General features: G+C 38.0%; 30 protein-coding genes and 2 pseudogenes. 19 read left to right on the top strand and 13 right to left on the bottom strand.

What is annotated here, in order from left to right; all coding sequences use genetic code 11:
• Positions 1–335 precede the first annotated feature (335 nt).
• The 3 genes from ACP7A0_RS18520 to ACP7A0_RS18510 form a co-directional block, all read right to left on the bottom strand.
• On the bottom strand, positions 336–524 hold the full coding sequence (locus ACP7A0_RS18520; RefSeq protein WP_059377832.1) for a hypothetical protein: 189 nt from the start codon (positions 522–524) through the stop codon (positions 336–338).
• A 50-nt stretch (positions 525–574) separates the two neighbouring features.
• On the bottom strand, positions 575–1,081 hold the full coding sequence (locus ACP7A0_RS18515) for a hypothetical protein (protein WP_060596045.1): 507 nt from the start codon (positions 1,079–1,081) through the stop codon (positions 575–577).
• 461 nt (positions 1,082–1,542) lie between these two features.
• Complete coding sequence (locus ACP7A0_RS18510; RefSeq protein ID WP_375567266.1) at positions 1,543–1,962, bottom strand: stress protein; 420 nt, start codon at positions 1,960–1,962, stop codon at positions 1,543–1,545.
• Between the two features lie 207 nt (positions 1,963–2,169).
• Here ACP7A0_RS18510 and ACP7A0_RS18505 point away from each other — a divergent pair, with 207 nt between their 5' ends.
• From ACP7A0_RS18505 to ACP7A0_RS18485, 5 genes are all read left to right on the top strand, one after another.
• Positions 2,170–3,000, top strand: coding sequence for a sialate O-acetylesterase (locus ACP7A0_RS18505; protein WP_106031522.1), 831 nt, complete (start codon positions 2,170–2,172; stop codon positions 2,998–3,000).
• Positions 3,001–3,154: 154 nt separating this feature from the next.
• Positions 3,155–3,817: a type A chloramphenicol O-acetyltransferase gene (catA, locus tag ACP7A0_RS18500; RefSeq protein WP_375567267.1), complete on the top strand. Its 663-nt coding sequence runs from the start codon at positions 3,155–3,157 to the stop codon at positions 3,815–3,817.
• Between the two features lie 204 nt (positions 3,818–4,021).
• Complete coding sequence (locus ACP7A0_RS18495) at positions 4,022–5,140, top strand: tetratricopeptide repeat protein (protein ID WP_426005985.1); 1,119 nt, start codon at positions 4,022–4,024, stop codon at positions 5,138–5,140.
• Positions 5,130–5,306 carry a hypothetical protein gene (locus tag ACP7A0_RS18490; RefSeq protein WP_060596049.1) on the top strand — a complete coding sequence of 59 codons (177 nt, stop codon included), beginning with the start codon at positions 5,130–5,132 and terminating at the stop codon, positions 5,304–5,306. The genes ACP7A0_RS18495 and ACP7A0_RS18490 overlap by 11 nt, the downstream gene beginning before the upstream one ends.
• A gap of 109 nt (positions 5,307–5,415) precedes the next feature.
• Positions 5,416–6,246 carry an SMI1/KNR4 family protein gene (locus ACP7A0_RS18485; RefSeq protein ID WP_375567271.1) on the top strand — a complete coding sequence of 277 codons (831 nt, stop codon included), beginning with the start codon at positions 5,416–5,418 and terminating at the stop codon, positions 6,244–6,246.
• Positions 6,247–6,288: 42 nt separating this feature from the next.
• Here the strand turns inward: ACP7A0_RS18485 and ACP7A0_RS18480 are convergent, their stop codons facing one another.
• On the bottom strand, positions 6,289–6,420 hold the full coding sequence (locus ACP7A0_RS18480; RefSeq protein ID WP_426005982.1) for a DUF2651 family protein: 132 nt from the start codon (positions 6,418–6,420) through the stop codon (positions 6,289–6,291).
• On the bottom strand, positions 6,408–6,536 hold the full coding sequence (locus ACP7A0_RS18475; protein ID WP_262417145.1) for a hypothetical protein: 129 nt from the start codon (positions 6,534–6,536) through the stop codon (positions 6,408–6,410). Before ACP7A0_RS18475 ends, ACP7A0_RS18480 begins: the two co-directional genes overlap by 13 nt.
• A gap of 597 nt (positions 6,537–7,133) precedes the next feature.
• On the opposite strand from ACP7A0_RS18475, the gene ACP7A0_RS18470 reads away from it, so the two are divergent.
• Positions 7,134–8,030, top strand: a complete 897-nt coding sequence (locus ACP7A0_RS18470) for a macrolide 2'-phosphotransferase (RefSeq protein WP_426005980.1) — start codon at positions 7,134–7,136, stop codon at positions 8,028–8,030.
• Positions 8,031–8,074: 44 nt separating this feature from the next.
• Here the strand turns inward: ACP7A0_RS18470 and ACP7A0_RS18465 are convergent.
• The 3 genes and pseudogenes from ACP7A0_RS18465 to ACP7A0_RS18455 all read right to left on the bottom strand — a co-directional run bounded on the left by ACP7A0_RS18465 (position 8,075) and on the right by ACP7A0_RS18455 (position 10,763).
• Positions 8,075–8,950 (bottom strand): annotated as a pseudogene (locus ACP7A0_RS18465) (LysR family transcriptional regulator).
• A 23-nt stretch (positions 8,951–8,973) separates the two neighbouring features.
• Positions 8,974–9,670, bottom strand: a pseudogene (locus tag ACP7A0_RS18460) (aspartate/glutamate racemase family protein).
• Between the two features lie 202 nt (positions 9,671–9,872).
• Positions 9,873–10,763: a LysR family transcriptional regulator gene (locus tag ACP7A0_RS18455; protein ID WP_106036710.1), complete on the bottom strand. Its 891-nt coding sequence runs from the start codon at positions 10,761–10,763 to the stop codon at positions 9,873–9,875.
• A 127-nt stretch (positions 10,764–10,890) separates the two neighbouring features.
• Here ACP7A0_RS18455 and ACP7A0_RS18450 point away from each other — a divergent pair, with 127 nt between their 5' ends.
• The 10 genes from ACP7A0_RS18450 (at position 10,891) to hag (ACP7A0_RS18405) (ending at position 21,131) form a co-directional block, all read left to right on the top strand.
• Positions 10,891–12,048, top strand: a complete 1,158-nt coding sequence (locus ACP7A0_RS18450; RefSeq protein WP_106036711.1) for an MFS transporter — start codon at positions 10,891–10,893, stop codon at positions 12,046–12,048.
• Between the two features lie 415 nt (positions 12,049–12,463).
• Positions 12,464–12,985 (top strand): ClbS/DfsB family four-helix bundle protein, encoded by a 522-nt coding sequence (locus ACP7A0_RS18445; RefSeq protein WP_060596056.1) that lies wholly within the window; start codon positions 12,464–12,466, stop codon positions 12,983–12,985.
• Positions 12,986–13,230: 245 nt separating this feature from the next.
• Positions 13,231–14,364, top strand: a complete 1,134-nt coding sequence (locus tag ACP7A0_RS18440) for a Rap family tetratricopeptide repeat protein (RefSeq protein ID WP_268496166.1) — start codon at positions 13,231–13,233, stop codon at positions 14,362–14,364.
• Positions 14,354–14,485, top strand: a complete 132-nt coding sequence (locus ACP7A0_RS18435) for a hypothetical protein (RefSeq protein ID WP_262417147.1) — start codon at positions 14,354–14,356, stop codon at positions 14,483–14,485. The genes ACP7A0_RS18440 and ACP7A0_RS18435 overlap by 11 nt, the downstream gene beginning before the upstream one ends.
• Before the next feature lie 246 nt (positions 14,486–14,731).
• Positions 14,732–15,190: an AraC family transcriptional regulator gene (locus tag ACP7A0_RS18430; protein WP_268496165.1), complete on the top strand. Its 459-nt coding sequence runs from the start codon at positions 14,732–14,734 to the stop codon at positions 15,188–15,190.
• A gap of 133 nt (positions 15,191–15,323) precedes the next feature.
• Positions 15,324–15,956, top strand: a complete 633-nt coding sequence (locus tag ACP7A0_RS18425) for a hypothetical protein (RefSeq protein ID WP_426005976.1) — start codon at positions 15,324–15,326, stop codon at positions 15,954–15,956.
• Between the two features lie 167 nt (positions 15,957–16,123).
• The gene (alr, locus tag ACP7A0_RS18420; protein WP_034663119.1) at positions 16,124–17,305 is read left to right on the top strand and encodes an alanine racemase; all 1,182 of its coding nucleotides are present in this window, start codon (positions 16,124–16,126) and stop codon (positions 17,303–17,305) included.
• A 98-nt stretch (positions 17,306–17,403) separates the two neighbouring features.
• Entirely contained in the window at positions 17,404–18,897 is a 1,494-nt protein-coding gene (locus tag ACP7A0_RS18415) for a Kelch repeat-containing protein (RefSeq protein ID WP_426005973.1), read from the top strand.
• 231 nt (positions 18,898–19,128) lie between these two features.
• Positions 19,129–20,019, top strand: coding sequence for a flagellin Hag (gene hag, locus ACP7A0_RS18410; RefSeq protein ID WP_106031532.1), 891 nt, complete (start codon positions 19,129–19,131; stop codon positions 20,017–20,019).
• A 290-nt stretch (positions 20,020–20,309) separates the two neighbouring features.
• On the top strand, positions 20,310–21,131 hold the full coding sequence (gene hag, locus ACP7A0_RS18405) for a flagellin Hag (protein ID WP_044141245.1): 822 nt from the start codon (positions 20,310–20,312) through the stop codon (positions 21,129–21,131).
• Here hag (ACP7A0_RS18405) and ACP7A0_RS18400 read toward each other — a convergent pair.
• Positions 21,040–21,726 (bottom strand): hypothetical protein, encoded by a 687-nt coding sequence (locus ACP7A0_RS18400; RefSeq protein WP_375567282.1) that lies wholly within the window; start codon positions 21,724–21,726, stop codon positions 21,040–21,042. The two genes, hag (ACP7A0_RS18405) and ACP7A0_RS18400, sit on opposite strands and share 92 nt — an antisense overlap.
• A 49-nt stretch (positions 21,727–21,775) precedes the next feature.
• On the opposite strand from ACP7A0_RS18400, the gene ACP7A0_RS18395 reads away from it, so the two are divergent.
• Positions 21,776–22,009: a hypothetical protein gene (locus ACP7A0_RS18395; RefSeq protein WP_375567283.1), complete on the top strand. Its 234-nt coding sequence runs from the start codon at positions 21,776–21,778 to the stop codon at positions 22,007–22,009.
• A gap of 36 nt (positions 22,010–22,045) precedes the next feature.
• On the opposite strand, the gene ACP7A0_RS18390 is transcribed toward ACP7A0_RS18395, so the two are convergent.
• Positions 22,046–22,417 carry a DUF5412 domain-containing protein gene (locus ACP7A0_RS18390; protein WP_375567284.1) on the bottom strand — a complete coding sequence of 124 codons (372 nt, stop codon included), beginning with the start codon at positions 22,415–22,417 and terminating at the stop codon, positions 22,046–22,048.
• A gap of 247 nt (positions 22,418–22,664) precedes the next feature.
• On the opposite strand from ACP7A0_RS18390, the gene ACP7A0_RS18385 reads away from it, so the two are divergent.
• Positions 22,665–23,288: a poly-gamma-glutamate hydrolase family protein gene (locus ACP7A0_RS18385; RefSeq protein WP_034663100.1), complete on the top strand. Its 624-nt coding sequence runs from the start codon at positions 22,665–22,667 to the stop codon at positions 23,286–23,288.
• 26 nt (positions 23,289–23,314) lie between these two features.
• Here ACP7A0_RS18385 and ACP7A0_RS18380 read toward each other — a convergent pair whose 3' ends face one another.
• Positions 23,315–23,863 (bottom strand): ImmA/IrrE family metallo-endopeptidase, encoded by a 549-nt coding sequence (locus tag ACP7A0_RS18380; protein WP_034663097.1) that lies wholly within the window; start codon positions 23,861–23,863, stop codon positions 23,315–23,317.
• A 310-nt stretch (positions 23,864–24,173) separates the two neighbouring features.
• On the opposite strand from ACP7A0_RS18380, the gene ACP7A0_RS18375 reads away from it, so the two are divergent.
• Positions 24,174–25,073: an N-acetylmuramoyl-L-alanine amidase gene (locus tag ACP7A0_RS18375; RefSeq protein ID WP_375567287.1), complete on the top strand. Its 900-nt coding sequence runs from the start codon at positions 24,174–24,176 to the stop codon at positions 25,071–25,073.
• Positions 25,074–25,293: 220 nt separating this feature from the next.
• Here ACP7A0_RS18375 and ACP7A0_RS18370 read toward each other — a convergent pair whose 3' ends face one another.
• Both ACP7A0_RS18370 and ACP7A0_RS18365 read right to left on the bottom strand, forming a co-directional pair.
• Positions 25,294–25,464 (bottom strand): type II toxin-antitoxin system SpoIISB family antitoxin, encoded by a 171-nt coding sequence (locus ACP7A0_RS18370; RefSeq protein WP_034663884.1) that lies wholly within the window; start codon positions 25,462–25,464, stop codon positions 25,294–25,296.
• Positions 25,439–26,209, bottom strand: coding sequence for a type II toxin-antitoxin system SpoIISA family toxin (locus ACP7A0_RS18365; protein ID WP_034663092.1), 771 nt, complete (start codon positions 26,207–26,209; stop codon positions 25,439–25,441). The genes ACP7A0_RS18370 and ACP7A0_RS18365 overlap by 26 nt, the downstream gene beginning before the upstream one ends.
• Between the last annotated feature and the right edge of the window lie 40 nt (positions 26,210–26,249).

The raw sequence follows: 26,249 nt of genomic DNA, 5'->3' as shown, positions 1-26,249 counted from the left end.
ACACCTAGCGAAGCTAGGCTAGGTGTGTGGGAGGCCTTTTTCATTAAATCCCATCCATCATAATTACGATGAAAATAAAAAAGATTGTAGAAAAACATGAGTTTCTCTACAATCTGAGCCCCTATATATAGGGGCTTTTTTTGTTTGTCTTTATTCGGTTCGATGTCTTATTTTATAGATCGTTCTAAAAGACGCTTCAACGCCAATGAATACGACAAATAATAATACTATCCAACTAACCAAATATTCGAGAGAGTCTTTTGTATTTCTCAGTGTTGGTCATTATCCTGTTTTCACAAACAGGGAGTTACATAAAGCAGCTCACTGACAAGTAATCAATCTTTCTTTTTTTTGTAGTCTTTTATTAAGCTTGAAACAGTTAAACCCATTACACCAAAAGCTACTACATAAAATAAAATATTTGTTACAGGTGTATCAATTTTTCCTAAAATCAACACAATAGCGATAATAGCGGCGGGTAAAGTAATTAACAAACCTTTGGATGCCTTATTTTCCTGTGTCACTAACCAAGCACCTCCTTGTTGTTTTCCATTTAGGTGTGTTTTAGTTCATTTTAAAAAACGAACAACATGATGGTTTTAGCAACCCACCATGCTGCATTTTCACTTCCAGTCACTTTAAGAGCGCCTAAGTAAATACCATGTTCAAGAGCGCCTGTATAGTGTTCGAGAGTGATTAGAATGGTTTCTAACCCTGTTACACCGCCTATCATTACTTTCAGTTTAGTTGGTAATTGGTCATAAGCTCCTTTTATTGCTTTTATAGCCGAAGTGAATTTACCGTGTAAAGTAGCTTCTCCGTATGTTTTTGACTGAGCTTCTTTTATTACTTTTTTGAACTTTACTGTTTCTTCTTCATTTAGATTCCAATACTGTGCAATCTCATCTATTGTAGGCTCTTTTGATTGTTCAAAAGAAAATTTTACAGATGAATAAGAAAAGGACTGTTCTTTTTCGAGAGCTTTAGTAACATTTGCTTCTGCAAAAGGTGTGAATATAAAAACAGAAATTCCTGCAACTGTTGATAAGATTAAACCTTTAGAAGAACTTAGTTTTTCCATAATAAACTCCTACTTTTGAATATATTTTAGACATTAGGCTTTCAAGGAATGTAAGGCTTATTTAGTAATGCAATATTTTGTTTTAGCTGTTAGAAATATTCCTCCTACTCTAATGAATGTTATCATTTGTAAATAAAAGAAGTAAATAGGTTATTTGTTATAAGGTTTGAACGGTACAATATGTATGCATATTGATGAAAAACATGATTAACAAAGAATCAACAAAGATTAAGAATAAAGAGGTAACATTTTTAGTTCTTAAAAAACGAAGGAATACCGGAGGATAAAAAGCTTCTGTAGTAACGGTAGAAGTGAATTAGAGGGTGTCACTGGTAATGACAGAATTCTATACCTCTACCTTGACTGGGTAGAGGTGACAGTTCGATCCAGCTTAATTAGAGACCATCGTAAAGAACCCTTCTTGTTAAAGATTAAAGAAGCAATAAGTAAAAAATATGAAACTATTTTATTTCCTCATCCATCACTTTCTTATATTTTTCAAATTCAGAATCCTTCATTTCTCCGTTCATTTGAAGCAGGAAGTTCCCTTTTGAATATGTGTGAGAGAAGAACATAGATCCAGCATTGCCCAACTCATCATAATAAGATTTGGCCTGGTTAAGGTCAGTTTCATTTCCAAATTTAAAAATCCTTCCACCAGCATTTTCACCTAAAGAAGGAATGAGAATCCTTTTTCCTTCTTCTCTTATATTTCCAAACTCTTTTTGTTCAAGATCAGTTGGTTTTTCTGCTTCAAGCCCTGCACTTTGGAAAGCTTCAATAAGGTTGTCTGTGGTGAGCTGTTTTTTAGTAGATGCTGCGCTGCTGCAAGCTGTTAACAATAATAAACATGTAAAAAATAATACAAAATATTTCTTCATAGTCGATCCTCCTGATTGATAGATGCATAAGGATCTTACACTAAGTAATTTCTGTTTACTATCCTTTCGACAAAAGTAGACAAACATGAATCTAAAAAGGGAATTTCAAGAGATTGTTTAAATTCTAGAAATAACAGTGGAAGGGTAAACTGATAACGTTCAGGAGAATACACATTTGATAAAATATTTAGTGGAGGAGAGAAAGATATGAAGTCACTTTTACTAATTGGACAATCAAATATGGCGGGGCGCGGCTTCAAGCATGAAGTGCCTCCGATTTATAATGAAAGAATCATGATGCTGCGAAATGGTAGATGGCAAATGATGACTGAACCCATTCATTTTGATAGGCCGGTAGCTGGCGTAGGACTGGCGGCTTCCTTTGCGGAGGCTTGGTGCAAGGATCATGAAGGAGAGAAGATTGGTCTTATTCCATGTGCCGAAGGTGGCAGTTCCATTGATGAGTGGTCGCTAGACGGAGCATTATTTCGTCATGCAATAAATGAAGCTAAATTTGCAAAGGAAAATAGCGAATTGGTCGGGATATTATGGCATCAAGGAGAAAGTGACAGCCAAGATGGGAAATACAAAGAATACTATGAAAAAATACTAAGATTATTTCATGAACTAAGAACTGAATTATCTGTACCTAACATTCCGCTTTTAATAGGAGGTTTGGGCGATTACTTGGGAAAGGTGGCATTTGGCCCAGGGGGTGTGGAATATCAACGTATTAATGAGGAACTACAAAAATATGCACATCATAATGAAAATTGTTATTATGTTACTGCGAAAGGTCTTATATCTAACCCAGACGGAATTCACATCAATGCGATGTCCCAGAGAATATTTGGTATAAGGTACTATGAAGCATTTCGAAAAAAAGAACATATACATGAGCCATTACCAAATGAAAATGAGTTAGTCAATGAATGTCATAATAGAATGAATACCTCAGCGGAGAAAAAATACATAGCACTAGAAAAGTTCACGTTGGGCAAGATTACTTACGAAGAGTTGCTGGAGGCTTTATCGTAGGTTAAGCTTATGGTAGCCTTTGAATGAAACCGTTATAACTCATAGTTGTGATAGACAGAAACATAACATATCTCTTGAAAGGATGATTGTGGTGGTGAAAACAGATAAAGTCTCCTCCTGAATACATGAAATCACATTCAGGAGGAGATAAAAAATGTTTAAACAAATAGACGAAAATTACCCGCGAAAAGAGCACTTTCATCATTATATGACTCTAACCCGATGCTCATATAGCCTGGTGATCGATCTAGACATCACGACATTGTTTTCAATATTGAAAGAAAAAAAGTTAAAAGTATATCCTGTGCAAATTTATTTATTAGCAAGAGCTGTGCAAAAAATACCGGAGTTTCGAATGGATCAATTGAACGATGAACTTGGTTACTGGGAACTTCTCCATCCTAGTTATACGATTCTAAATAAAGAAACAAAGACATTTTCAAGTATTTGGACGCCTTATGACGAAAACTTTGCTCAGTTTTATAAAAGCTGTGTAGCGGACATTGAAACATTTAGCGAAAGCAGCAAACTATTTCCGAAACCTAATATGCCAGAAAACATGTTCAATATTTCAAGTCTGCCGTGGGTTGATTTTACTTCTTTTAACCTTAATGTATCTACAAAAGAGACTTATTTACTGCCAATATTTACGATAGGCAAATTTAAAGTGGAAGAAGGAAAAGTCATTTTGCCCGTTGCGATTCAAGTACATCATGCTGTTTGTGATGGCTATCACGTCGGTCAATATGTGGAATATTTGAGGTGGCTTATAGAACATTGTGACGAGTGGTTAAATGATACAATGCAAATTACCTGAAGACAACAGGTACTCCCATGGAAATCTAGAAGATGAAGGCAGACTGAAATGAGTCTGCCTTTTTGTTTTGTGATGATCATGAAATGTGCCAAAGGTTTACGATGCTACATTTGTTCTTTTTGCGGTTTCTTTTCGGTGCTTTGTAAATTATTGTATGTGATAATAAATGTAATATAAGGGAGTCTAGTGGAAGGGGAATAAGGGATGGAGAAAGTTATTTCTTCACATGTAGGTGTGAAAATAAATGAATGGTATAAAATGATTCGGCAATTCAGTGTACCTGATGCAGAGATTTTGAAAGCTGAGGTAGAACAAAAAATTGAACGGATGGAAGAGGATCAAGATCTGCTCATTTATTATCAATTAATGTGTTTTCGACATCAGCTTATGCTCGATTATATTAAACCTTCAGAAAAACGATCGCCTTCTGTTTCTGATTTGGTTGATAAAATCGAAAATTCAAATCATCAACTTTCTGGTATGCTGCAATACTATAATGCTTTTTTTAGAGGAATGTATGAGTTTAGTAAAAAAGAATACATACAGGCTATCCAATATTATAAGATCGCTGAAAGGCAGCTCGCATTGGTTGTTGATGATATTGAGCAAGCAGAGTTTCACTTCAAGGTGGCTGAAGCCTACTATATTATGAAACAAACTCATGTTTCTATGCATCATATTATAAAGGCCTTAGACATCTATAAGCAGCATGAACAATATAAAGTTCGCCAAATACAAAGCTTGATTGTTATTGCAGGAAATTATGATGATTTCAAGCGATATGACAAGTCATTAGAGCATCTAAATACAGCTTTTTCTATAGCAGAAGAGCTCGCCGATAATATGTTAATTGCTAAAATTCTATTGAACATAGCGAATACATATGATCGACAACAAAAGTACACTGAAGCAATCATACGCTACAGAGAAGTTTTAGACATTATTACACCACGAAGTATTGATATAAAACCAATCACCCTATTTAGTTTAAGTTGGTCGTTGTATAAGTCTAGTCAACATGATGAAGCCGCTCCACTCATAGAAGATGGTCTTAAGTGCTCCTTAGAGAGAAATGATTCGTTGTGTTTGATGTTATTTAAAGCTTTAAAAGCGATTTATATAGATGGTAATGAGAAAGCAATTCAAGAAGTGCTAGATTATTTTGAGGAAAAGCAACTATATGTCTATGTCGAGGCATTTGCTCAAAGTATAGGATTATCTTCTGAAAAAAAGGGGGACTTTGAAAAAGCTGCCGAATATTATAGAAAGGCTCTTAAAGCTCAAAATGATATTCAAAAAGGAGAGTGTCTGTATGATTATTAAAAAATTACTAGTCATTGTATCCATTGTATTGTTAAGTGTTTCAACAGCAGAAACTTTGAAAATCATTGGAACAAAATCAATTCGGAATACAACAATGGAGGAACAACAAAAATCAAATCGAAACACGACTATGATTGATCGAAATACAACCTCTGAAAACGTATAGACAAGATTAAAACAGACTTTAATAGTCTGTTTTTTTATGAAGTAGAATGAGCAAATGAACAGTTGGTCAATGTTATACTTATCTCAATAGATATAGGGAGGCACCCACTTTGAAGCCATTTTGGGAGAAAGAAGAAGAGAGTCCTTTCACGTTAGAAAAGGTAGATGAGGAAAAAATTCGTGAAGCAGAAGGAAGACTTGGCGTCACTTTACCTGATACATATAAAAAGCTCATTTTAGATTGGAACGGTGGTTTTACAGTTCGTAATGCTTTTCCAACCGAACGGCCAAATTCTTGGGCAGAGGATCATGTTCAATTTGACCATCTAAGAGGAATCGCAAAAGGTGTTGGAATTATGAACAGTCCTCAGTTAAGTGATGAATTGGATCTGCCTGAGGGACTTATTTTCATCAGCGGGGAAGAAGATACATGGATCGCAATGGACTACCGAGAATCGAAGGAACGTCCTCCTATTCACTATTTTGATTTAGAGCTGGAAGTAGATTTTAAGCTGGCAGATACTTTCGATGATTTTATTGAGAAGTTATATACAGCTGAAGATGCGATGGTCGAAGTAGTAGAGATTGAGGAGGAAGCTTCGGATTTATATGTCTGTAAAGAAGAGCTTGAACACATATTTGATAGGCAGGACCTTCGTCAGCAGAATCTATTCAAAATGGCACATTATCCGATGGAAGAAACAGAAGAGATCGAATGGTTTTTCAATCGTATGAAACAATGCATCCAACAGATAAAAGATCAACATGTTTTGTATGAAGCAGCGACAACGATTCACTCCATCCTTCTGTTAAACCCGGATATGCCAAGGAATGACCGTATCAATCAAGAGTTGAAAGAAATAGCGGAGTTTCTAGAAAATAGTGGTGAGCCTAATACCGCTTTTTTGGGAGAAGACATTCATCCAGTGAAAAAACGATAGTGAAAGAATAAAAGCCCCTGAAAAGGGCTTTTAAAATGTAGTTTAAGACCTCTTTTTATTTAAAGTTTTCATGATGAATAATGCTATATATGAAGCAATGAATGAGCCTAAAGTGTAAACAACTGGCCACCCTAAGAAAGAGCCATTAAAAAGTGTAAATGTCAGGATGAGCAAAAGATAAAGCTCACAACTGGCATGAAATAAACCTTTTGTACAAACAATGTGACGATAAAAGAAGCGATGATCGTACTTACTGGAAGCAAGCCGAATACGAATTCTAAATGAGTCATACCAATTCTCCCTTTAAATGACTTAGCTACATTTGATTTGTTCTAATTGCCTCTCATACACTCAAAATTCATAGTACATCGGGTTTTTGAGTTTAATAAATTTATTAGACAAAAGAATCAATAACCATATCATAACATAAGTAAATGCATTTATTACATTATATGTAATTCGATGGGAAGTCGGATGATTTTAAATCCTTTTTTTTGTAATCTTATTGAAAGTCATATTTAAATAAAGTATAGTAACTTTATATGACAAAGAGGAGGATGGTTAAAGATGATGCATGCAGGAAGATTACGCCAGCAAACTTTGAACAATCAATAATTTCATATGTTCAAAGGCTCTGTTTTCATCAAACAGAGTAAACGGGGTAGTCTGCACATTTTTAAACATCTTCAGCGGTCAAGTATGTAACTTTACTTGAAGACAGACAGATATCGTTTCTGTCTTTTTTTGTAATTTTTTATTGATATAAAGAGAGATATGAGTCTAGCCGTGTTTACTCTAGCCACAGATAGCAGCCTATTTGTGGTTTTTTTGATGATTTTCTTAACGCCTGTTGATCATGAATAAATGAGCAATTGGAGGAAAAGAATATGAATAGACTAGATTTAAAGCAATTAGCCAATCATCACGGATTAGAGATTTTAGAGAATACCATCAAAATAAATGAATCAGGTGTTGATTTCCGTGTCGCACATGTCGAAGATTTACATGGTGATCAATGGATATTAAGAGTGCCTCGCAGACCTGAATCAATGAAACATACCTTACAAGAAAAAAAGACATTAGATCATATTAGTAAGCAGGTTCAATTTCAGGTCCCTCAGTGGTCTATCTTTACAGAAAGTCTGATTGCTTATAAACAATTAGAGGGGGTACCGGCGGCTAGTATTGATGTGGAGAAGCAATCGTATGTGTGGAGTTTTGACCAAACGAATGTACCGCAAGCCTATTACGAATCATTAGGAAGAGTTTTAGCGAATGTACATTCCTTAGATCAACAGCCTTTTAAAACGCTCGGTGTGGAGATGCTCAGTGCTCATGAATTAAGAGAATCAATGAAACAGCGAATGGAACGTGTCAAATCGCAATACACCATTAACAGCGGTTTATGGGAGCGCTGGCAAGCATGGCTAGCAAAAGATTCTTTATGGCCGCCTTTCGTGGGGGTGAAGCATGGAGATTTACATCCTGGCCACATTCTGATTGATGAAAATCAATGTGTTACGGGTGTGATTGATTGGTCTGAAGTGGGGGTTGGTGATGTATCTGCAGACTTTTTGTCGCATCAACTTCTCTTTGGGAAAGAAGGATTAACAAAACTTATCCATGCGTATGAAAAAGCAGGCGGGAGAACTTGGCCAGGAATGGATGAACATATAATAGAACTTCTGACTACAAGTGCGATCACTGTGGCCGAGTACGCACAGAGATCAGGTTTGAAAGATATGCATCAAACTGCAGCATACATGTTGGCAAACGAAAGCTAATCAATCAGAACGAATCCAAAAAAAGCCCTGAAAAGGGCTTTTTTTTAATCTAATTCATGAAAAAACTGTTTGAGTTGATCGATGAAAACTGATTTGGATCTTCCTTTTTTATAAATGAACTCGATATTGATGTTGAAATTGATGGATGGATCGATTGAAATTTGTTTTAATGTTCCTTGTTCTACCTCATTTCTAACACAATGATGAGGAAGAAACGATAGTCCCATTCCTTAAAGCACTAAATTTTTTGCGGTTTCCATATGATCAACCTCAATGGAAATGTTCGGTGTGATGTTGTTTTTTTGAAATAATCGGTGGAGCATCAACCAATCAAATGATCCATAGTCAAAGAAAATAAAAGGCTGTTCTTCTAGTTCTTTCATATTGATGTTGTCAAGGCTGGCAAGCGGGTGATGAGTTGGCACGAACAGCCCGATTGGATCACTGAAAATAGGGATCGATTCAATTTGAGAATGTGTTTCAGTCCTGACAATGCCAAAGTCTACTTGGTTGTTAATCACTTTTTGGACAACATCCTTTGAATGTCCTGTTACGATTTTCACTTTCAGGTTTTCGTATTTTTCTTTTAGTGCGGGTAATATGTTAGGCAATAGATTATTGGAAATAGAGGATGCGCATCCAATCGTCAATTCATAAGGGATCATCGTTTGTTTGAGACTATGCTTTGCTTCTTGATAAGAATGGAGGATCTTTTTGGCATGTGGGTAAAACTGTTCACCTTTTTCCGTCAGAGATAGTTTATTTCTCTGTCTATCAAATAATTTCAGGTCTAATTCTTTTTCTAATGATTGAATACGTGCCGAAACAGAAGGCTGGGTTAAATACAGTGCTTCCGCAGCTTTATTGATACTGCCTAGCTGGCATACATAAATAAACGCTTCTATATTCTCAATATTCATTTTATCCCCTTATGTTACGTACTTTAAATGTTTAGCTTTTCAAGCTCATACACTAATTTTACAGCTTCTTTCGCCAAAATGACAGTAGGGTCAATCACTTTCACAGCTTGGGTTGACCTTAGGACTAAGGGGATTTCTGTACAGCCGGCAATGATGGCTTCTGCCCCTTGATTGATTAATATTTCTGCAGCTAACGCCAATTCACTTTCGCCTTTACTTAATTTTCCTGCTTTCACCGCATATATCCCATTCATAACGTTTCTGAAGATTTTCACTAGGAGTCATGACGTCAATCTTGTGATGAGCACAAGCCCTTTGATAGAGCTGGGTTTTTAATGTTCCATCAGTACATAGTAAGCCCACAGATGTATAGTGATGTTTGTTTAGATAATTTGCGGTTTCTAATGGCATATTCATAATAGGGATATGGGTGGAATGTTGTACGTTTTCTAAAAAGAAGTGAGCGGTATTGCATGCAATGAGAATAAAGTCCGCTCTTGCACGTTCTAATCTCTTAGCTGATGCAATCATATCATCTGTAGGATCTTCGCTTTTCCCAAATATGGCATTGGTTCTATCAGGGATTTGAGGATAATTATCAGCAATCACATGGATATGATCCTGATCTTTTATCGCTGGTGTATGAGAAATGATTTTTTTCATCAGATCAATCGTTGCTAAAGGACTCATCCCGCCCATAATTCCGATCGTTGTAGACATATACGCCACCACATTTCTTTTTTTCTATTATAAAAAAAGAAAGCATGGTGAGCGTTATAGAAAAGTTCTATATGTATATAGAAGGTTTATCAAAAGCGTCTTTTAATAGCGCTTAGCGGCCCTCTCTGATTGAAATTGGCGAATAACAACCCGGTGTGTCCTTGTAAATATGCTGTTTGCACTCATGTTTTACCCTCATTTTTTAGTTTGTTTTTGATTTGAAAAAGTCTATCAGCCATTCAGATAGCTGCTGCTGTGCTTTACTGACAAATCGATCTGCATAATAAGTTAATTCCAAGTGACGAACAGGTGCTGGCTCAGCAATAGGAATCGAAACAATATTTGGCCACGTCGAATGGTATTGCAGCAACCCTCGCGGCTGAATGGTTGCACCGATCCCAGCTTCAACCAGCTGCAATAGCGAAGATGCGGACCCAACCTCCATGACAGTGTCCAATTCAACACCTTGTTCTTTACATACGTCATCTACTAGATCCCTTCCTAGATATCCCTTCGGATACATGACCAAAGTATGCTGCGTCAGCTCTTCCAATGTCACTTCACTCTTTTGGGCTAGATCACTTTCTGAATGAACAAATAATTCGTAGGGCTCACTTCCAAGTGGAATTAGAACGAGACGCTTATCCGCAGGCCCTCGCAGCCCGATGCCGAGATCCACTTTATGCGACAGTACTTCTTCACGAACGAAGATCGTTGAATATGCTTTCAGATTGGTTTCGGGATAAAGTGTTTTAAATTCTACAAATAGCGGAACAAGCTGAAAGTCAAGATCGGAGGGGAGTACTGCAAGTCGTACGGTTCCTCGTTTTTCAGATAACAGTTCTTTCATCGCATTTTTTGCATCTCTTTCAGCTTGAAGCATTTTCATACCATATTGATAAAGCAGAGAACCCGCTTCAGTTGCAACGACTTTTTTACCGATTCGATCAAAGAGCGGCATCCCAACTTCTGCTTCAAGCAGCCGGATCTGTTGGCTTAATGTAGGCTGTGATATCCCTAATTGCTCAGCAGCTTTTGTGAAATGTAAATGGTCGAATACAGCCATGAAATATGTAATATGACGAGTATCCATTTGTCATCCTTTCATAAATAATAGTTTTTTACTATCATCATAATACGAATTATTGTATTGATCAATGAATGCGGCAGATTTATACTCAAAGTAACTTCAACAAGATGAGAGAGGAAGAAGAGCATTGATGAAAAAAATATTTTATTTAACCGCTTTATTTTTAGCTGCACTAAACTTGCGCCCAATTATTACGTCCGTGGCTTCTATGATGAGTATGATCCAAACAGACCTTGCTGTCAGTGCACTGACAGCAAGTCTTCTAACTACTTTACCGGTCTTGTGCATGGGGGTCTTTGCACCTGTAGCAACTAAACTAAGCCGCCGTTTTGGTTTAGAGAGAACCCTCTTTTTCTCGATTCTTCTCATCACGATCGCTACTGGATTACGTGGGACGAGTCAAACGGTTGCCATCCTTCTCATCACTGCATTTGCAGGAGGAGTTGGAATTAGCTTTGCAGGACCATTGTTGTCTAGTTTTATCAAAAAGTATTTCCCGAAAAACCCGGGGATTGTGAGTGTCTATTCTATTTCGATGACGATTGGTGCAGCACTTGCTTCTGGCTTCACCATTCCGATATATCTTCGCAGTGAGCATAACCTTCCGCTCGCCTTGTCTTGCTGGGCGGTTTTAGGGATCATCGCATTGATCTTATGGCTAGGGCTGGCTCGGAAAAAACAACAGGCTGATCATGCAGTTTTACCGCTAAGGCTACCGCTGCGAAACAAAAAAGCCATTCAATTCACCTTGTTCTTTGGCTTTATGTCCAGTATGTTCTATTCGTTAACAGCATGGATTTCACCCATCGCCCTTAGTTTTGGAAATAGTCCACAGTATGCCGCCATGCTGCTAACGATATTTACACTGATTCAGATTCCGGTGGCACTACTCGTTCCAGGAGTCGTCACTCGCTTAGGAAAACCGAAATTATTTCTGATTTTATGCAGCGTGTCAGAGCTGATCGGCCTTATTTTCCTTCTACTTCCAATGCCTATTTTGCCAGCCGTCATTTTTCTAGGGATTGGGGCAGGTGGATTATTTCCTTTAGCACTTATGCTGCCCATTATTGAGACGCGTACACCGGAGGAGGCTGGTACATGGTCCGCTATGTCGCAGATGGGCGGATACATCATGGGCGGGTTTGGTCCGTTTTTCATTGGCTTGGTTTTCGATCTAAGCGGACATTTTCAAGCTTCCATTGTCGCAATGCTCGTCATTGTCTCATTGATGATTGGTGTTCAGTTATCAATGAAATTAGGTAGAAAAGAGGAAGAAGTGTCGAGTTAAATCATGCTGCTTCACATTTCAATCAAAACGGGGAGGTTTTATTGCTTAAGAAGGGGAGCCTGGGGAGAGATACTGGGTGCTTGTTTATGATGGAACGTAAGGAATGTCTTCATTTTTCGCAGCCGCTTTTATAGCTTTTCTTTATTGAGTTTGCGCAATAATGGAATATTTCACAAAATAATAGAGTCACCTAAAGGAGGCAAGTATTGTCTCTCTTTTGTTGTTTTAGGAGTAAACACCAGTGATACTTTCATTTAACCAGAAATGCTATTGCTTTTTTGCTCGATTAAGAGTTTGATTATAATAGAGACTGTAAAACAGAAGGCGATAGAATAATTCAGTATCATGAGCTCCAGTTATTTTTGCAAGATATGTTCCGAGAAAAATTTGCATAAAAGAACTAGAGGTGAATAATATGACAAGCTATGAGTCGAAAGACATTTTAAAGCAAGCAATCATGAAGACGTACAATCAATACGATGAAGAATTCAATATGATTCCAGAAGAAATGAAAGATGATCGAATAGAGGATGTAAGCCGAACTCCTGCAGAAAATTTGGCCTATCAAGTTGGTTGGACAACCCTGCTGCTTCAATGGGAGCAACACGAAACTGAAGGAAAGGTTGTCCATACGCCAGCAGAAGGTTATAAATGGAATCAGCTTGGCACATTATATTCTCTTTTTAATGAGAAGTATGCCTGCCAATCACTAGTCGCATTAAGAGCTCAGCTCAAACAGAATGTTTTAACTATTTGTGATATGTTGGATCGTATGAGTGAAGAAGAAGTGTTTGAACCTCATCAACGAAAATGGGCGGATGATGCGACAGCAAAGGCTGTTTGGCCAGTTTATAAATTTATTCATGTGAATACCGTTGCTCCTTTTAAAAATTTCCGTACTCAAATTCGTAAATGGAAACGATTAAAACAAGTATGACGTGAAGGATATACGATGTACATATTTCGTTAGAACTAAACTTGATTGTATCATCTTATTTTAGAGAGAACAGGGGGGCGCTGATTCGAGCCCAGTTATTCCTTCTTATCAAAATTACGATCACTCACATGGCTTCTTTACAGGAGCTTTTTTTCTTATTTTTGCGGTTTCTTTTCGGTGTCGGACGATTCACAAAATGATAATATATGTCATTATAGGGAAAATAGAGGGAGGGGTAAGGACGGATGGAGAAAGTGCTTTCTTCTCACGTCGGCTTGAAAATCAATGAATGGTATTATCATATTCAAAGATTTAACGTACCGGACGCCGAGGCATATAAAGAAGAAATCAAATCAATGCTTGATCATATGGAAGAGAATCAGGATTTATTATTGTATTTCTCACTTATGGAGTTCAGACATAAATTAATGCTTGATTACTTGAATCCTTTAGAAAATGGAAAAGAGCGGGCGAACTTTAGGGAACTCGCAATGAAGATCAAAAGGGATCAAGAGAAATTAACAGGATTGCTCGAGTATTACTTCAATTTTTTCTACGGCATGTACGAATTTGAAAACTACGAATACCTCAATGCGATTACCTTCTATAAGCGGGCAGAAAAAAAGCTGTCTCTTGTCAGCGACGATATTGAACGTGCCGAGTTCAATTACAAGATGGCAGAAATCTATTACCACATGAAACAAACCCATATGTCGATGCACCATATCGCACAGGCAATAGAATGTTATCGAGAAAAAGATACATACACAGTAAGAGAAATCCAATGTTCTTTTGTCATTGGATTAAACTATATAGATATGGGCTGCCCCGAAAAAGCAATACCCCATTTTCAACACGCACTAGAAAAAGCCGCCGACAACTCAACAAAACGATTAAAAGGATCAGCACTTTATAATTTAGGGTTGAGTTATTTTCATAACAATGATCTTTCAACTGCAATTAAATATTTTAATGAATCTATTCATTCGTTTAAAGAACAGGGATATGAGCATTTAAATAAAATTCTTGATCCGCTGGTCATGTTGACAAAATCATATTTTAAAAATGATCAGAGAGATTTAGGTTTATATGCATTAAACTATGGACTTGAATTAGCTGAAAAATTAAAGGATGATATTTTTATCAATACATTCGTTATGTTGAGATCACTTTATATTGATAACAATGAAAATCGTATAAAAGAGTCAATGGCTTATTTGGAATCAAAGTCTTTTTTTGCAAATCTTGAAGATTTAGCGAAAGATGCAGTGAAGCATTATAATAAAGCAGGAGATATAGAACGCTCAAACGAATTTTATGAGAAGATTCTATATTTCCAACACCAAATTAAAAGGGGAGACTGTCTTTATGAAATTTAAGTCAGTAGCAACCGTATTAATAATTGTCAGTGTGTTAGGTGCTTTTAGTTATGTTTCATCAAACGATATCCATAATGAAGCCCAAAGAGGACATACATCAAGTATCGGTTATTTTGCTTAAACTTAAAAAGCCTGTTCAATGGCTTTTTTTATTTAATTGTCGCTTTTCTCAATGTTAAGTCTTCAGAAAAAGCAACTAGGCGGACAATGTCCGTTCTTTTTTGTTTTAAAAGATTGAAATCTTGTTATGTTTTTCCATCATACATTCAATTATTTTTAATCACCTGCTGTATTATATTTTAAAGGATGTTACCGTTGTATGTAAGGAATGATTGGCCAATCTTCCAATAAGAGTTGGAGGGAAATCATGAATTGCAAAATTGAAATATTAAGCAATATGAAGATGGTGTATATGAGAAATATAGGACCATATGGAAGCAAAAAGAATATAGAGATGATGAAGCATTTTAAAAAATGGATCAACCAACATCAATTAAATGATGAATTAAAGAAACATGGCATATACGGTGTTCCTCAAGATGATCCTGCAAGGACTTTACCTGAAAAATGCAGATATGACCTCATGATCATGACAAATAGAGATTTCTCTAATGATCAAATGGTTCAGACTGGTCATTTTGAAGGGGGAAAGTATGCTGTTTTTACAATGAGGCATACATCTGAAAAAGTGAATTTGTTTTGGAGTCAATTACCTGACTATATTCAGAACAATCAATTGAACATGCGTCAGGCACCTACTATAGAGCGATATAGAGAAGAGGAAGGCGAAGATAAGGTGTGTGAATTCTTACTGCCTATCTTTTAGACAATTTATCGAACGTCAATGAAAACAGACCTTTATGGTCTGTTTTTATGGTTAAATCATCTAGGACTCGTTGCTTCAAATGCTATACTAAGGCTAAACTATAAATGAAGGGTCATGATAGGAGGAGCATTGTGTGATATTCATCATAGGCATTGTCATTGCTTTTATGATTGCTATTTTAGGTTTTACTGTTTTCGTAGAAGTAGGAAATGGACTGGGGACGGCTCTCAGCATCATCGGAGGACTGGTCATTTTATTCATAGCCGGTAGATTACAAAGACGAAAAGAACAGAATGATCCCAACATATTATTAGATAAGATGATGATGTTTTTTCACGAAGATGGATTTCAGGCATCTGCATATATCTTTTCAGAGCAAGTTGATAAGGGATTTGCGATTGATGATGAGTTAGAGAAAATGCGCTTTATTGAACATCAACCTGGCGGGTCATCTAGAAAATATAGATTTGCAGTCACTGAGCTTTCCTTGAAAGATTTGAAACAAGTTGAGATATTAGAAGATGGTGTGCCGATTGATTATTCAGCTGAGAGTGATGATAAAGAAGAGGTCTCGACGCTTGAATTAAGGTTAACAATGAATGACCAAGAATCATCCACGATTACAATCAACTTCCTGCAATTTGATGTGCCTGTTCGTAAGAGCAATGCTCAATACTTAACTGAACGGGAAAATTTGCAGGAGATTTATCATGATATTGATGCAATGATGAAATCTGCGGATGAAATTGAATATCATCGCTCATAGAGAAGAAATCACAGTTTGATGTGGTTTCTTTTTTTTATGTGTACCCAAGAAAAGCTGGTCCGGTCATTGTAGTTGAATGTTTTTCTCAAAAATGAATAAAGATAGACTAGACGCGAAAGCGAACATGGAGATAGAAAGAACTCTCATGTGATGAGGAGGAAAAATAAATGAAAAAGCTTTGCAGGGAAGTTTGGATCGAAGTCAACCTTGACGCGATTAAAAGAAATATCGGGGCCATTCAAGCGCATATTCCGAGGAAAAGTAAGATCATGGCTGTCGTGAAGGCGAATGCTTATGGACACGGTTCAGTGGAGGTAGCGCGGCAGGCACTGGAAAGCGGTGCGACGGAGCTCGCAGTTGCTAGTTTGGAGGAAGGCATTGTATTGCGAAGAGCAAAAATTGAAGCGCCGATTTTGGTTCTTGGATTTACCCCGCTAGATTGTGTGAAAAGGGCTGCGGCCTGGAGAATTGACCTCTCCGGCCTTCGAGAAGACTGGATTGTTGAAGCAAATGAGATCTTAGCGGAAGAAGATAGTCAGCGCCGGCTTGGGATTCATGTCAATGTCGACACAGGGATGGGGCGATTAGGTGTACGAACGAAGGAAGAGCTGTTAGGAGTGGTGGAAGCACTTGAAAAGAGTGGAAATCTTAGATGGGACGGGATTTTTACTCATTTCTCCACAGCAGATGAGCCTGACCCTGATTTCACGCTGCTGCAGCACAGTATTTTTATTGATTTTCTTCGGTTTTTGAAAAAACAAGGAATTAAGCTGCCGACCGTACATATGAACAATACAGCGGCTGCTATCGCGTTCCCTGAATTTAGCGCCGATATGATTCGGCTGGGCATCGGGCTATATGGGCTGTATCCCTCGCAATACATTGAAAGCTTAGACGCTGTTCAGCTAGAGCCCGCTCTCAGTTTAAAAGCAAGGATTGCGTTCGTAAAGGAAATGGTGACAGAGCCAAGGACCGTCAGCTATGGTGCAACTTATGTAGCAAAACCTGATGAAATCATTGCCACCATACCGATCGGTTACGCAGATGGGTACTCACGCGCCTTATCAAATCGAGGGTTCATGCTTTTCCGCGGAAAACGAATGCCGATTGCTGGCCGAGTCACAATGGATATGACGATGATCAGTTTAGGAGAAATGAAAGCAAAGCAAGGCGAGGAAGTGGTCATTTACGGCCGTCAAAAGGACGGAGAAATTTCTGTCGATGAAATCGCCGAAATGCTCAATACGATCAACTACGAAGTCATCGCCACCTTAAGCCGCCGCGTCCCAAGGTTTTATCGTCGAGGCGGGAAGATTATTAAAATATCGACGCCGGTGATGTATGTGTGAGGGGAAATAGAGGGAAATGCTTATTATGATAAAAATTAAATTTTATTACAAATATGTCGATAAAAGGAGGGAAATTCAAGATATGGGGGAAAGAAACGATGAAAAAAGGATTATTGTTAGTGCTTTTGACCATTTTTATGATGGTTACAATTCATCCGTTAAAAGCTCATGCAGCAGAGACAAATGGCTGGACGAAGCGAGCGGACTTACCAGAAGAGAGACTTCATTCTAGTTCCGCAGTAGTAGATGGAAAGATTTTTGTTTTTGGGGGAAGTAGTGAAAAATCACATAGTAATAAAAATACCTACATGTATGATCCTCACAAAAATGAGTGGATCTCAAAAGCTGATATGCCAAGAGAAAGAACAGATAGCGCGGCAGTGGCGATAGGTAAAAAAGTATATGTCATTGGAGGAGCATATCAAGATAGCACAAAAACGATTGATATTTATGATACAGAATCCGATACATGGTCGGAAAAACCAATCCTAATACCAACTTTTGCTGTGACAAATGGAGATATTATTGCGACTGGAGAAAACGGAAAAATTTATATTCTTGCAACGAGTAAAAGTCCTCATCAAGAACATAATTTTTACAGTTATGATACAAAAACGGATAAATGGCAACAATTAAAAATGTTTCCTCAGAGTTTTACTGGGATGTCTATGTCAGAAGTCATTAATAATAAAATTTATGCTACAGGCGGATATAGAGGAACCCAAAATACCCAAATATATGAATATAACATTGAAACAAATCAGTGGGTACGAACAAAATCAAAGTTGGAGTTTTATCAAGTAGGAGCAGCGTTTACAACATATCAGGGAAAATTATTTATGGTAGGCGGTCAGCATAGCGTTGACAGATCCAGCCCAATATTACCATATACACAGTATTATGATGTGAATTCTAATTCTGTAAAAAAAAGTATAAATGAATTGCCTGAAGCTAGAGTTGGATCAAGTGCTGTAACACTTGATGGGATGATATATATCATAGGTGGAAGGAATTTCAAAGAATATTATAATTTTAAATACGTTAAAAGCAACTTCAAATCAGTAATCTCTATCTCATTAAAAGACTTGCAAATTGCTGAAGGTGAAACAAAGCCAGACGATGGTTCAGCAGAAGAACCGAAAGATCAGGACGGAACAAAGCCTGATGACGGAACAACAGAAGAACCGAAAGATCAGGACGGAACAAAGCCTGATGACGGAACAACAGAAGAACCGAAAGATCAGGACGGGACAAAGCCAGGTGATGGTACAACAGAAGAACCAAAAGATCAAGATGGAACAAAACCAGATGATGGAACAAGCGAAGAACCGAAAGATCAAGACGGAACAAAACCTGGTGAAGAAGCAACAAAAGGTATACTTTCAATTACCATGATAAACGGACTGCAAAAGGATTATTTGCTATCAACGAAAGAAATCAACGATTTTCTTAACTGGTATAAAGAAAGAAGCTTTGGAATTGGTATGAACTTCTATGAAATCAATGATGAACACAATAAAGGTCCTTTCGCAAGTAAGAAGGATTATGTGGTGTATCCAAATATCTTAATGTTTGATATCAAGCAATACTGATATCATAAAACGATAGAGCTGCTGATTATAGATCAGCAGCTTTTGTTTTTATAGGATTGTTAAAATTAGGATTAACGTCATGAGAAAAATGCGATATTTTTTTAAAAATCTGCTAAACATCCTATAACAACATCCGATAATAGAATTGTCAGGGTTGATAAGCCCTAGAATAAAGGACTTTTTTCAGACAAGGACGTCTGTCAGGTCCCACATACATGGAGGTAATAGGAAATGAGAATTAACCACAATATCGCAGCACTTAACACATTGAACCGTTTGTCTGCAAACAACGGTGCGAGCCAAAAGAACATGGAGAAGCTTTCTTCTGGTCTTAAAATTAACCGTGCAGGAGATGACGCAGCTGGTCTTGCAATCTCTGAGAAAATGCGTGGACAAATCCGCGGATTAGAAATGGCTTCTAAAAACGCACAAGACGGTATCTCTCTTATTCAAACAGCTGAAGGTGCATTGACTGAAACTCATGCAATCCTTCAACGTATGCGTGAACTAACTGTTCAAGCAGGTAACACTGGAACTCAGCAAACTGAAGATTTAACAGCTATTAAAGATGAAATGGATGCATTAATCGAAGAGATTGATGGCATTTCTAACCGTACAGAATTTAACGGTAAAAAATTACTAACTGGAGAATATGCAGTTAATACAACTACTCCTGCAGACCAAAAGGATTTAATCTTCCAAATTGGTGCGAATGCTACGCAACAAATTAAAGTTAACATTGAAGCAATGTCTGCTGATGCTCTAGGAACAAGTGATACTTTAAATGTTTCTTCTTTAGATGTAACTAAATTTGCTACTAATGCACCTGATGTAGCAGCTGATGGTTACGATGCACAATTGAAAATTGTTGACGATGCAATCAATAAAGTTTCATCTCAACGTGCTAAACTTGGTGCAGTACAAAACCGTCTAGAGCACACAATCAACAACCTGGGTGCTTCTGGTGAAAACTTAACAGCTGCTGAGTCTCGTATCCGTGATGTTGACATGGCGAAAGAAATGAGTGAGTTCACAAAGAACAACATTCTTTCTCAAGCTTCTCAAGCAATGCTTGCACAAGCGAACCAACAGCCACAAAACGTACTTCAATTACTACGTTAATGAAGAGCCCCTTTTATGGGGCTTTTTTTTATGCTGTTTTTTTCTTCGCATTTTCTCCAGTCTTATGATTCTTAATTCCCTCTGATAAATCATGAAAAATGACCTTTAAATTTGGCATACTCTAGCGAAACGATCATAATAAATAAGACTTATTCCTTATTTATTCCTTTTTTGTTAAACAAATTCCATAAAGGTTCGATAAATGGATTGTAAGGCTTACAAAAAAATTCTAATTTAGAACTTTTGGACAAGGATGTTCAATTGGTTCAAACACATGGAGGTAATAGGAAATGAGAATTAACCACAATATCGCAGCACTTAACACACTGAACCGTTTGTCTGCAAACAATGGAGCAGGGCAAAAGAACATGGAGAAGCTTTCTTCTGGTCTTCGCATCAACCGTGCAGGAGATGACGCAGCAGGTCTAGCAATCTCTGAAAAAATGCGTGGACAAATCCGCGGATTAGAAATGGCATCTAAAAACGCACAAGATGGTATCTCTCTTATTCAAACAGCTGAAGGTGCATTAACAGAAACACATGCGATTCTTCAACGTATGCGTGAACTAACTGTTCAAGCGGGTAACGTTGGTACTCAACAAACAGAAGATTTAACAGCGATTCAAGAAGAACTCACTGCTTTGGTGGATGAAATTGATGGGATTTCACAGCGTACAGCATTTAACGGAAAGAATCTGTTGGATGGTAGCGTAGAAGATGGATTCCAATTTCAAATTGGCGCAAACATTGAGCAAAATATCAACGTACAGATCGGCAAAATGGACGCTGAAACCTTGACTGTCAAAGATATTAAAGTGAATGAAGATGGTTTTGACTTTGACGTCGAAGTAGCAAAAATTGATGAAGCAATCGGCGCAGTATCTAAACAACGTTCAGCACTTGGTGCAGTACAAAACCGTCTAGAGCACACAATCAACAACCTTGGTGCTTCTGCTGAAAACTTAACAGCCGCTGAGTCTCGTATTCGTGACGTGGACATGGCGAAAGAAATGAGTGAGTTCACAAAGAACAACATTCTTTCTCAAGCGTCTCAAGCGATGCTAGCACAAGCAAACCAACAGCCGCAAAACGTACTTCAATTATTACGTTAATGAAAAAGCCCCATGAAGGGGCTTTTTTTTGTTTCAATCTAATGAAAGCAGGTGCTGCAGGAACCGCTTCATGGAAAAAAGCTCGATTGCCTTCATCATCCTCTTTATCCCACTGACTCCACCATTCAGCAGTTTCTCCAGAGGCGTTGGATTGAATCATGTCATGCAGCTGTTCTAAGTTGAGGATGTCTCTCGGTTCTGTTAAGAAAGAATGCATCCGGTGATACGCTTCAAGACGTTCAGGCTGTTTTGTGACAATGGCGTATTGCACGTAGCGATTTAAAAATCCTTGTACGAACGTCAAGTGGGGAATGGCTGTTTCTCCTTTTAACTCGACGCCGTTCCACGCCAGATCAGCAATCGCGCAAAGCCACCAGCCAAGTTCATTCGCGTGCTGCATTTTTTGTAATGTGTCCTTTTCAAAAGATAGCTGCTTCTTTTTTTGTGCTTGTTTGAGCATACGCTCAAGAATTTGTGCTTCGAGCGCGGCCTTTGTCATTCCTTGCCCATGAATAGGATCTGACGTACACAAGGCAGCGCCCATCACCAATAATTCACTTGGCCAATCGTGCATTTGTTCATAGTGATGTTTCACGCAAGAAGGGACTCTAAATCCTTTTGGTTTTGTATAGGGCGTTAAATGGGTGATGGCTTTCTGCTCAAGTGAGGAAATGACCTTACAAACGCAGCAAACACTTGAAAGCTCATTACAAGGAATTTCCTCCAATATACATACATTACTTGAAAGTATGGACCACATGAAAGGTTCTTCATCGGAACAGGCTTTACTTGTAACAGAGTTTAGCGAAATTGTGGAACGATTGACGATCGTAAGTAAAGAAATGAAAGAATTCATGCAGCATGTGATGTCAACGTAAAAAACGAATCCAAGAGGGATTCGTTTTTTTGATGCGCTATTTTCTCTTGTTCTGATCAAAGCGATAATCATACGTGTCGCCCTTCACCACATTTAAAAACTCATGTCCAATTTGAACAAGCTGTCCGTTTTTCCATTTGATGAGAGGGTCTTTGTCAGGGTATTTCCAGTAAATCGTCTTCTTACGGTGGGTCAGTTTGTTTTCAATTTCTGCTCTAACTGCGTTTTCCTTTAGCTTTCCTCCGCTATGCTGATAGGTGTTGATGATGTACATTCCGTCAGGTGATGACATCGAGCGGATGAATGTTCCGTGAGACACGCCTTGAAGAGAGAAGCATTTCCAATAAATAATGCCAGCGAAGCTAAAGAGTAAGATGATAAGGATGAGGGTGGTTTTCTTTTTTAACATGAAAAATTCCTCCAGATGTAAATCACAATATTTCTAATTTATGAGAGAGAATACAAAAAGATTCATATAGTCCAAAAGTTCTATTCATTTCAATTATCGGTCATTTTTTCTCAAAATTCAACAGAAAGCCGTAAATGTAAGGAAAATTTAAGGAAGAATTCAAGTGGTGTATTTGATTCGAAACCTCTTTACAAAAGAATAAGGGATCAGTAGACTTATGCTCATATAGAGAAATGGGGCAGATGACATGAGACAAATCATCGATACGTATCAAAGTTATGAAGAGCTTTCCGCTCATGAAAGAATAGGAATTGATTATCGAATTCTTCACGAGCGGAAAGGTGACCAGCTTCTGGTTTTGTCGCCTCATGCCGGAGGAATTGAATCCGGCGTGAGTGAGCTCATTCATGAAATATCTAGTGATTATTCTATGTATCTATTTGAAGGCCTTAAAGTAAAAGGCAATCATGTTCTTCATATTACAAGTACACGTTTTGATGAGCCGGTTTGCCTTTCACAGGTGCATACCCATCATTATACGTTTGCACTCCATGGTTACGGAGAAACAGAGGTGCTTCAAACGTTAGTGGGAGGTACGGACAGAGAAAGAGCGGCAGAAACTGTGAAACGTCTAACGCTAAATGGCTTTCACGCATTGCTGCTATCTGAATCTGATCGTTTTTCTGGAACACATCCTGATAATATTAATAACCAATGTCTGACGGGAAAAAGTGTACAACTTGAAATCAGTCAGGCGCAAAGAAGAGCATTTTTTCAAGACTTTAGGCGTCGCTATCGGCGTGATACACAAACTGAACAATTTTACCGGTACACAAATGTACTCAAACAAGTATTAGCCCTTTATGAATAAACTTTTATCGTTTTATGTCCGAGTATTTACGTTTGATAAACGGCTTCTTTTTCTGCGACCCTTTCTGCTTTCATTAAGTAAGACGTAAACTCCTGTTGAAAGCGAATGCCTGCTTTTCGCTGTTCGAATAAGGCAAGCCGCTTTTCAGCAAAAGCTCTGGTGACGTGAAACGTTTGAGCAATATGCAAAATGGCTTGCTGCCGAAGGGTTGGAAGCTTCATTTGCAGCAGCATAAAGGTTGGAACACAAAAGTGATACATGAATTGTTTTGCCTGAAACTCCTGCAGTTCTCGAAAAAGTTTGTTCATTTTGAAATGATTGCCTGTATGCTTTAGCACATGACAAAGCTCGTGGGCAAAATCCTGCCATTGTTCTTCAGGTGATAGGGATCTGTTTAATATAATACTGTAAAGACCTTGATGTTGGATCATCATGCTGCCAGTCTCCTCGTAGTGGACCCATACATGAAATTCAGAAGCGATCCTTTGCATCTCTCTATAAGCAGGACCGCTTATTTGTAATTGAGCATATAACCGCTTAATATCTTCTTCTAAATGGGTTAAAAAACCAGTCATTTAAAAAACCTCCATACAAACGTATGTTCTATTTTTAGCGTAAAAGAAAAGTCCATATAGGACTAAATAGCTAATTGAGCTATTACTTACTTTTTATATCGGCTTATTTTTAACAATTTTAACATAAATTCAAGGAAAAATGGAAGTAATTCCTGTTTTTTTCTGTATTTTTGCACTTTCCACTACTAAAAAGAGTGATTGAATTCAAATTTTACCATAGTCTTCTCATGAAAACAAACAAGTATTGTCTTACGAACGCCACCGATTGATGAGAAAGATCAATTCAATCTAGCAAAAGGGAGTGCAGAACATGGTACAAATTTATCAAGATTTTATTCCAGTTGGAAACGGAAACCGCCCAGGATATGCGATGACACCGGAGTATGTGACGGTGCATAACACAGCAAACACGTCAAAGGGAGCGGATGCGAAAAGTCATGCGGCCTATGTAAAACGCCCAGCGACAGAGGTGAGCTGGCATTTTACAGTGGATGATCATGAAATATTTCAGCATCTGCCGTTAAATGAAAATGGCTGGCATGCAGGGGATGGACATGGGAATGGTAACCGGAAGTCGATCGGAATTGAAATTTGTGAGAATGAAGATGGAAATTTTCAGCAAGCGGTCAAACATGCACAATGGCTTATTCAAAAGCTATTAAAAGAACATCACATTCCGCTAGCAAACGTGGTCACACATCAGTACTGGTCTGGAAAAGCATGTCCACGCCAGCTTCTTTCTACATGGGATGAATTTAAAAAAGGGATTGAAACGGCAGAAGATCCGGAGCCGGTCATCACGTATGTCGTTAAAAGCGGAGATACGTTAACGAGTATTGCGAAAGCTCATGGGGTCACAGTTCAAGATTTACAGAAGTGGAATGACATTAGTGATCCGAATAAGATTCAAATTGGACAGGTTCTCAAAATTTATCGTAACGATGCAAAGAGCATGTATGAGCTGCCAGATGGGGTTTTAAAGGTGACGTCTCCATTGACAAAGGGAGAGCACGTACGCCTCGTTCAACAAGCGCTTGCTGCTGTTTATTTTTATCCTGATAAAGCAGCTGCAAATAAAGGGATCGACGGAGTTTTCGGAGAAAAAACGGCGAACGCCGTAGCGCGTTTTCAGCTGATGAATGGTCTGCCAAGTGATGGGGTATACGGCCCTAAAACGAAGGAAAAGCTTCTGGAGCTGTTAAATAAGTGAGTGTTTCTGTTTGTATGATTGGATGACTGTTTCACTTTGTTCATTTAATCGACGAATATAAGGCGACGACTTATATTCAGCAAACTGAACATATCTCAATTGTTTGATTTTCTTTTTCATTTATTGGCACCTCAATTGTTGCAGCGTATAGATTATTGTATGCAAGTTTATGTAAAAAAGGAAACAGGACGCGGATTTTGTTCCGCGTCCTTTAGTGTAATCAAGCCCTTTTATTTTTATACTCATCCAAGAGCTGTTCATTCTTTTTGAAAATACGCTCTGTATGGGGGCTTACTTTGTAATCCGCCATACTGATATGGTGCTTTTTCTTTAAAATCTTAAAAGGGTTTTTCTTGCGATTGTTGTTATTCCCTTGAAGTGCGTGGTCCATCTTCATCACCTTCCTCTTCGTCAGGCAAGATTAGGTCATAAATTGTTGTAAGTGACGTCATTAATAAATAGTCGAACTCAGTGACAATCTCATCAGAGGTGAGCTTAATGACAAAGTGATCATCTGCTACGGAAAACGGGATGAGCACCAATTTGCCGAAATCATCGTAATAGACTTCCTGCCTGTCAAGCTTCGCCTGAATAAGAGCTCGCTGGTCAAGTGTCCGCAGCAGGTCATCTTTTTGTTCCTGCGTATCGTATGGACAAAGAACCGCTTGAATATTCATCTTGTCGGCAAAAGAATAAATGAGCCGTTCAATTCCCTCTATATATGCCTCTACACTTCCATAATATACATGGATCGGTTCGTTTTTCAATAGGTATTGGTACGTTTTTAGTTTGTTGAGGTAAGAATGAAGTAGATCGTTATTTTGTTCTAGGAGTTGGTGGGTGTCGGTTTCCAGTTCGTGATTTCCGAGTTTTTTAATATAGGAGCTGAGAAAGATGAATGCATCGGTTAATGCAAAAAAAACAGCAATAATCAAGTAGTGCATCCAATCGGTGAAGATTGAAGAAGGGTCATTTGTCCAGTACACAACAGCACCAGCTACATAAATCCAATACCACGTTTTTCGAATGGCAAACATCTTTTCTTTTACTTTTTGTTCAAAACGCCATACGGCAAATACATATACAGCAAGGGCACCTAGCAATAACCACACGGTCAATTGAAAAAATAGTAGCATGTTCTTCTCTCCCATAGACAGATGGATACTTATTTATTTC

Origin of the sequence: Bacillus sp. DWP3-1 (genome assembly GCF_049896565.1) — a bacterium.
GTDB lineage: Bacteria > Bacillota > Bacilli > Bacillales > Bacillaceae > Bacillus.
This window is presented reverse-complemented; position numbering and strand designations above follow the sequence as displayed.

What these genes read in the sequence shown, in the direction of transcription:
- ACP7A0_RS18515 (WP_060596045.1), bottom strand. Translation starts at nt 1,081, where the DNA reads ATGGAAAAACTAAGTTCTTCTAAAGGTTTAATCTTATCAACAGTTGCA.
- ACP7A0_RS18510 (WP_375567266.1), bottom strand. Translation starts at nt 1,962, where the DNA reads ATGAAGAAATATTTTGTATTATTTTTTACATGTTTATTATTGTTAACA.
- ACP7A0_RS18505 (WP_106031522.1), top strand. Translation starts at nt 2,170, where the DNA reads ATGAAGTCACTTTTACTAATTGGACAATCAAATATGGCGGGGCGCGGC.
- catA (WP_375567267.1), top strand. Translation starts at nt 3,155, where the DNA reads ATGTTTAAACAAATAGACGAAAATTACCCGCGAAAAGAGCACTTTCAT.
- ACP7A0_RS18495 (WP_426005985.1), top strand. Translation starts at nt 4,022, where the DNA reads ATGGAGAAAGTTATTTCTTCACATGTAGGTGTGAAAATAAATGAATGG.
- ACP7A0_RS18490 (WP_060596049.1), top strand. Translation starts at nt 5,130, where the DNA reads ATGATTATTAAAAAATTACTAGTCATTGTATCCATTGTATTGTTAAGT.
- ACP7A0_RS18475 (WP_262417145.1), bottom strand. Translation starts at nt 6,536, where the DNA reads ATGACTCATTTAGAATTCGTATTCGGCTTGCTTCCAGTAAGTACGATC.
- ACP7A0_RS18470 (WP_426005980.1), top strand. Translation starts at nt 7,134, where the DNA reads ATGAATAGACTAGATTTAAAGCAATTAGCCAATCATCACGGATTAGAG.
- ACP7A0_RS18455 (WP_106036710.1), bottom strand. Translation starts at nt 10,763, where the DNA reads ATGGATACTCGTCATATTACATATTTCATGGCTGTATTCGACCATTTA.
- ACP7A0_RS18450 (WP_106036711.1), top strand. Translation starts at nt 10,891, where the DNA reads ATGAAAAAAATATTTTATTTAACCGCTTTATTTTTAGCTGCACTAAAC.
- ACP7A0_RS18445 (WP_060596056.1), top strand. Translation starts at nt 12,464, where the DNA reads ATGACAAGCTATGAGTCGAAAGACATTTTAAAGCAAGCAATCATGAAG.
- ACP7A0_RS18440 (WP_268496166.1), top strand. Translation starts at nt 13,231, where the DNA reads ATGGAGAAAGTGCTTTCTTCTCACGTCGGCTTGAAAATCAATGAATGG.
- ACP7A0_RS18435 (WP_262417147.1), top strand. Translation starts at nt 14,354, where the DNA reads ATGAAATTTAAGTCAGTAGCAACCGTATTAATAATTGTCAGTGTGTTA.
- ACP7A0_RS18430 (WP_268496165.1), top strand. Translation starts at nt 14,732, where the DNA reads ATGAATTGCAAAATTGAAATATTAAGCAATATGAAGATGGTGTATATG.
- alr (WP_034663119.1), top strand. Translation starts at nt 16,124, where the DNA reads ATGAAAAAGCTTTGCAGGGAAGTTTGGATCGAAGTCAACCTTGACGCG.
- ACP7A0_RS18415 (WP_426005973.1), top strand. Translation starts at nt 17,404, where the DNA reads ATGAAAAAAGGATTATTGTTAGTGCTTTTGACCATTTTTATGATGGTT.
- hag (WP_106031532.1), top strand. Translation starts at nt 19,129, where the DNA reads ATGAGAATTAACCACAATATCGCAGCACTTAACACATTGAACCGTTTG.
- hag (WP_044141245.1), top strand. Translation starts at nt 20,310, where the DNA reads ATGAGAATTAACCACAATATCGCAGCACTTAACACACTGAACCGTTTG.
- ACP7A0_RS18390 (WP_375567284.1), bottom strand. Translation starts at nt 22,417, where the DNA reads ATGTTAAAAAAGAAAACCACCCTCATCCTTATCATCTTACTCTTTAGC.
- ACP7A0_RS18385 (WP_034663100.1), top strand. Translation starts at nt 22,665, where the DNA reads ATGAGACAAATCATCGATACGTATCAAAGTTATGAAGAGCTTTCCGCT.
- ACP7A0_RS18380 (WP_034663097.1), bottom strand. Translation starts at nt 23,863, where the DNA reads ATGACTGGTTTTTTAACCCATTTAGAAGAAGATATTAAGCGGTTATAT.
- ACP7A0_RS18375 (WP_375567287.1), top strand. Translation starts at nt 24,174, where the DNA reads ATGGTACAAATTTATCAAGATTTTATTCCAGTTGGAAACGGAAACCGC.
- ACP7A0_RS18370 (WP_034663884.1), bottom strand. Translation starts at nt 25,464, where the DNA reads ATGGACCACGCACTTCAAGGGAATAACAACAATCGCAAGAAAAACCCT.
- ACP7A0_RS18365 (WP_034663092.1), bottom strand. Translation starts at nt 26,209, where the DNA reads ATGCTACTATTTTTTCAATTGACCGTGTGGTTATTGCTAGGTGCCCTT.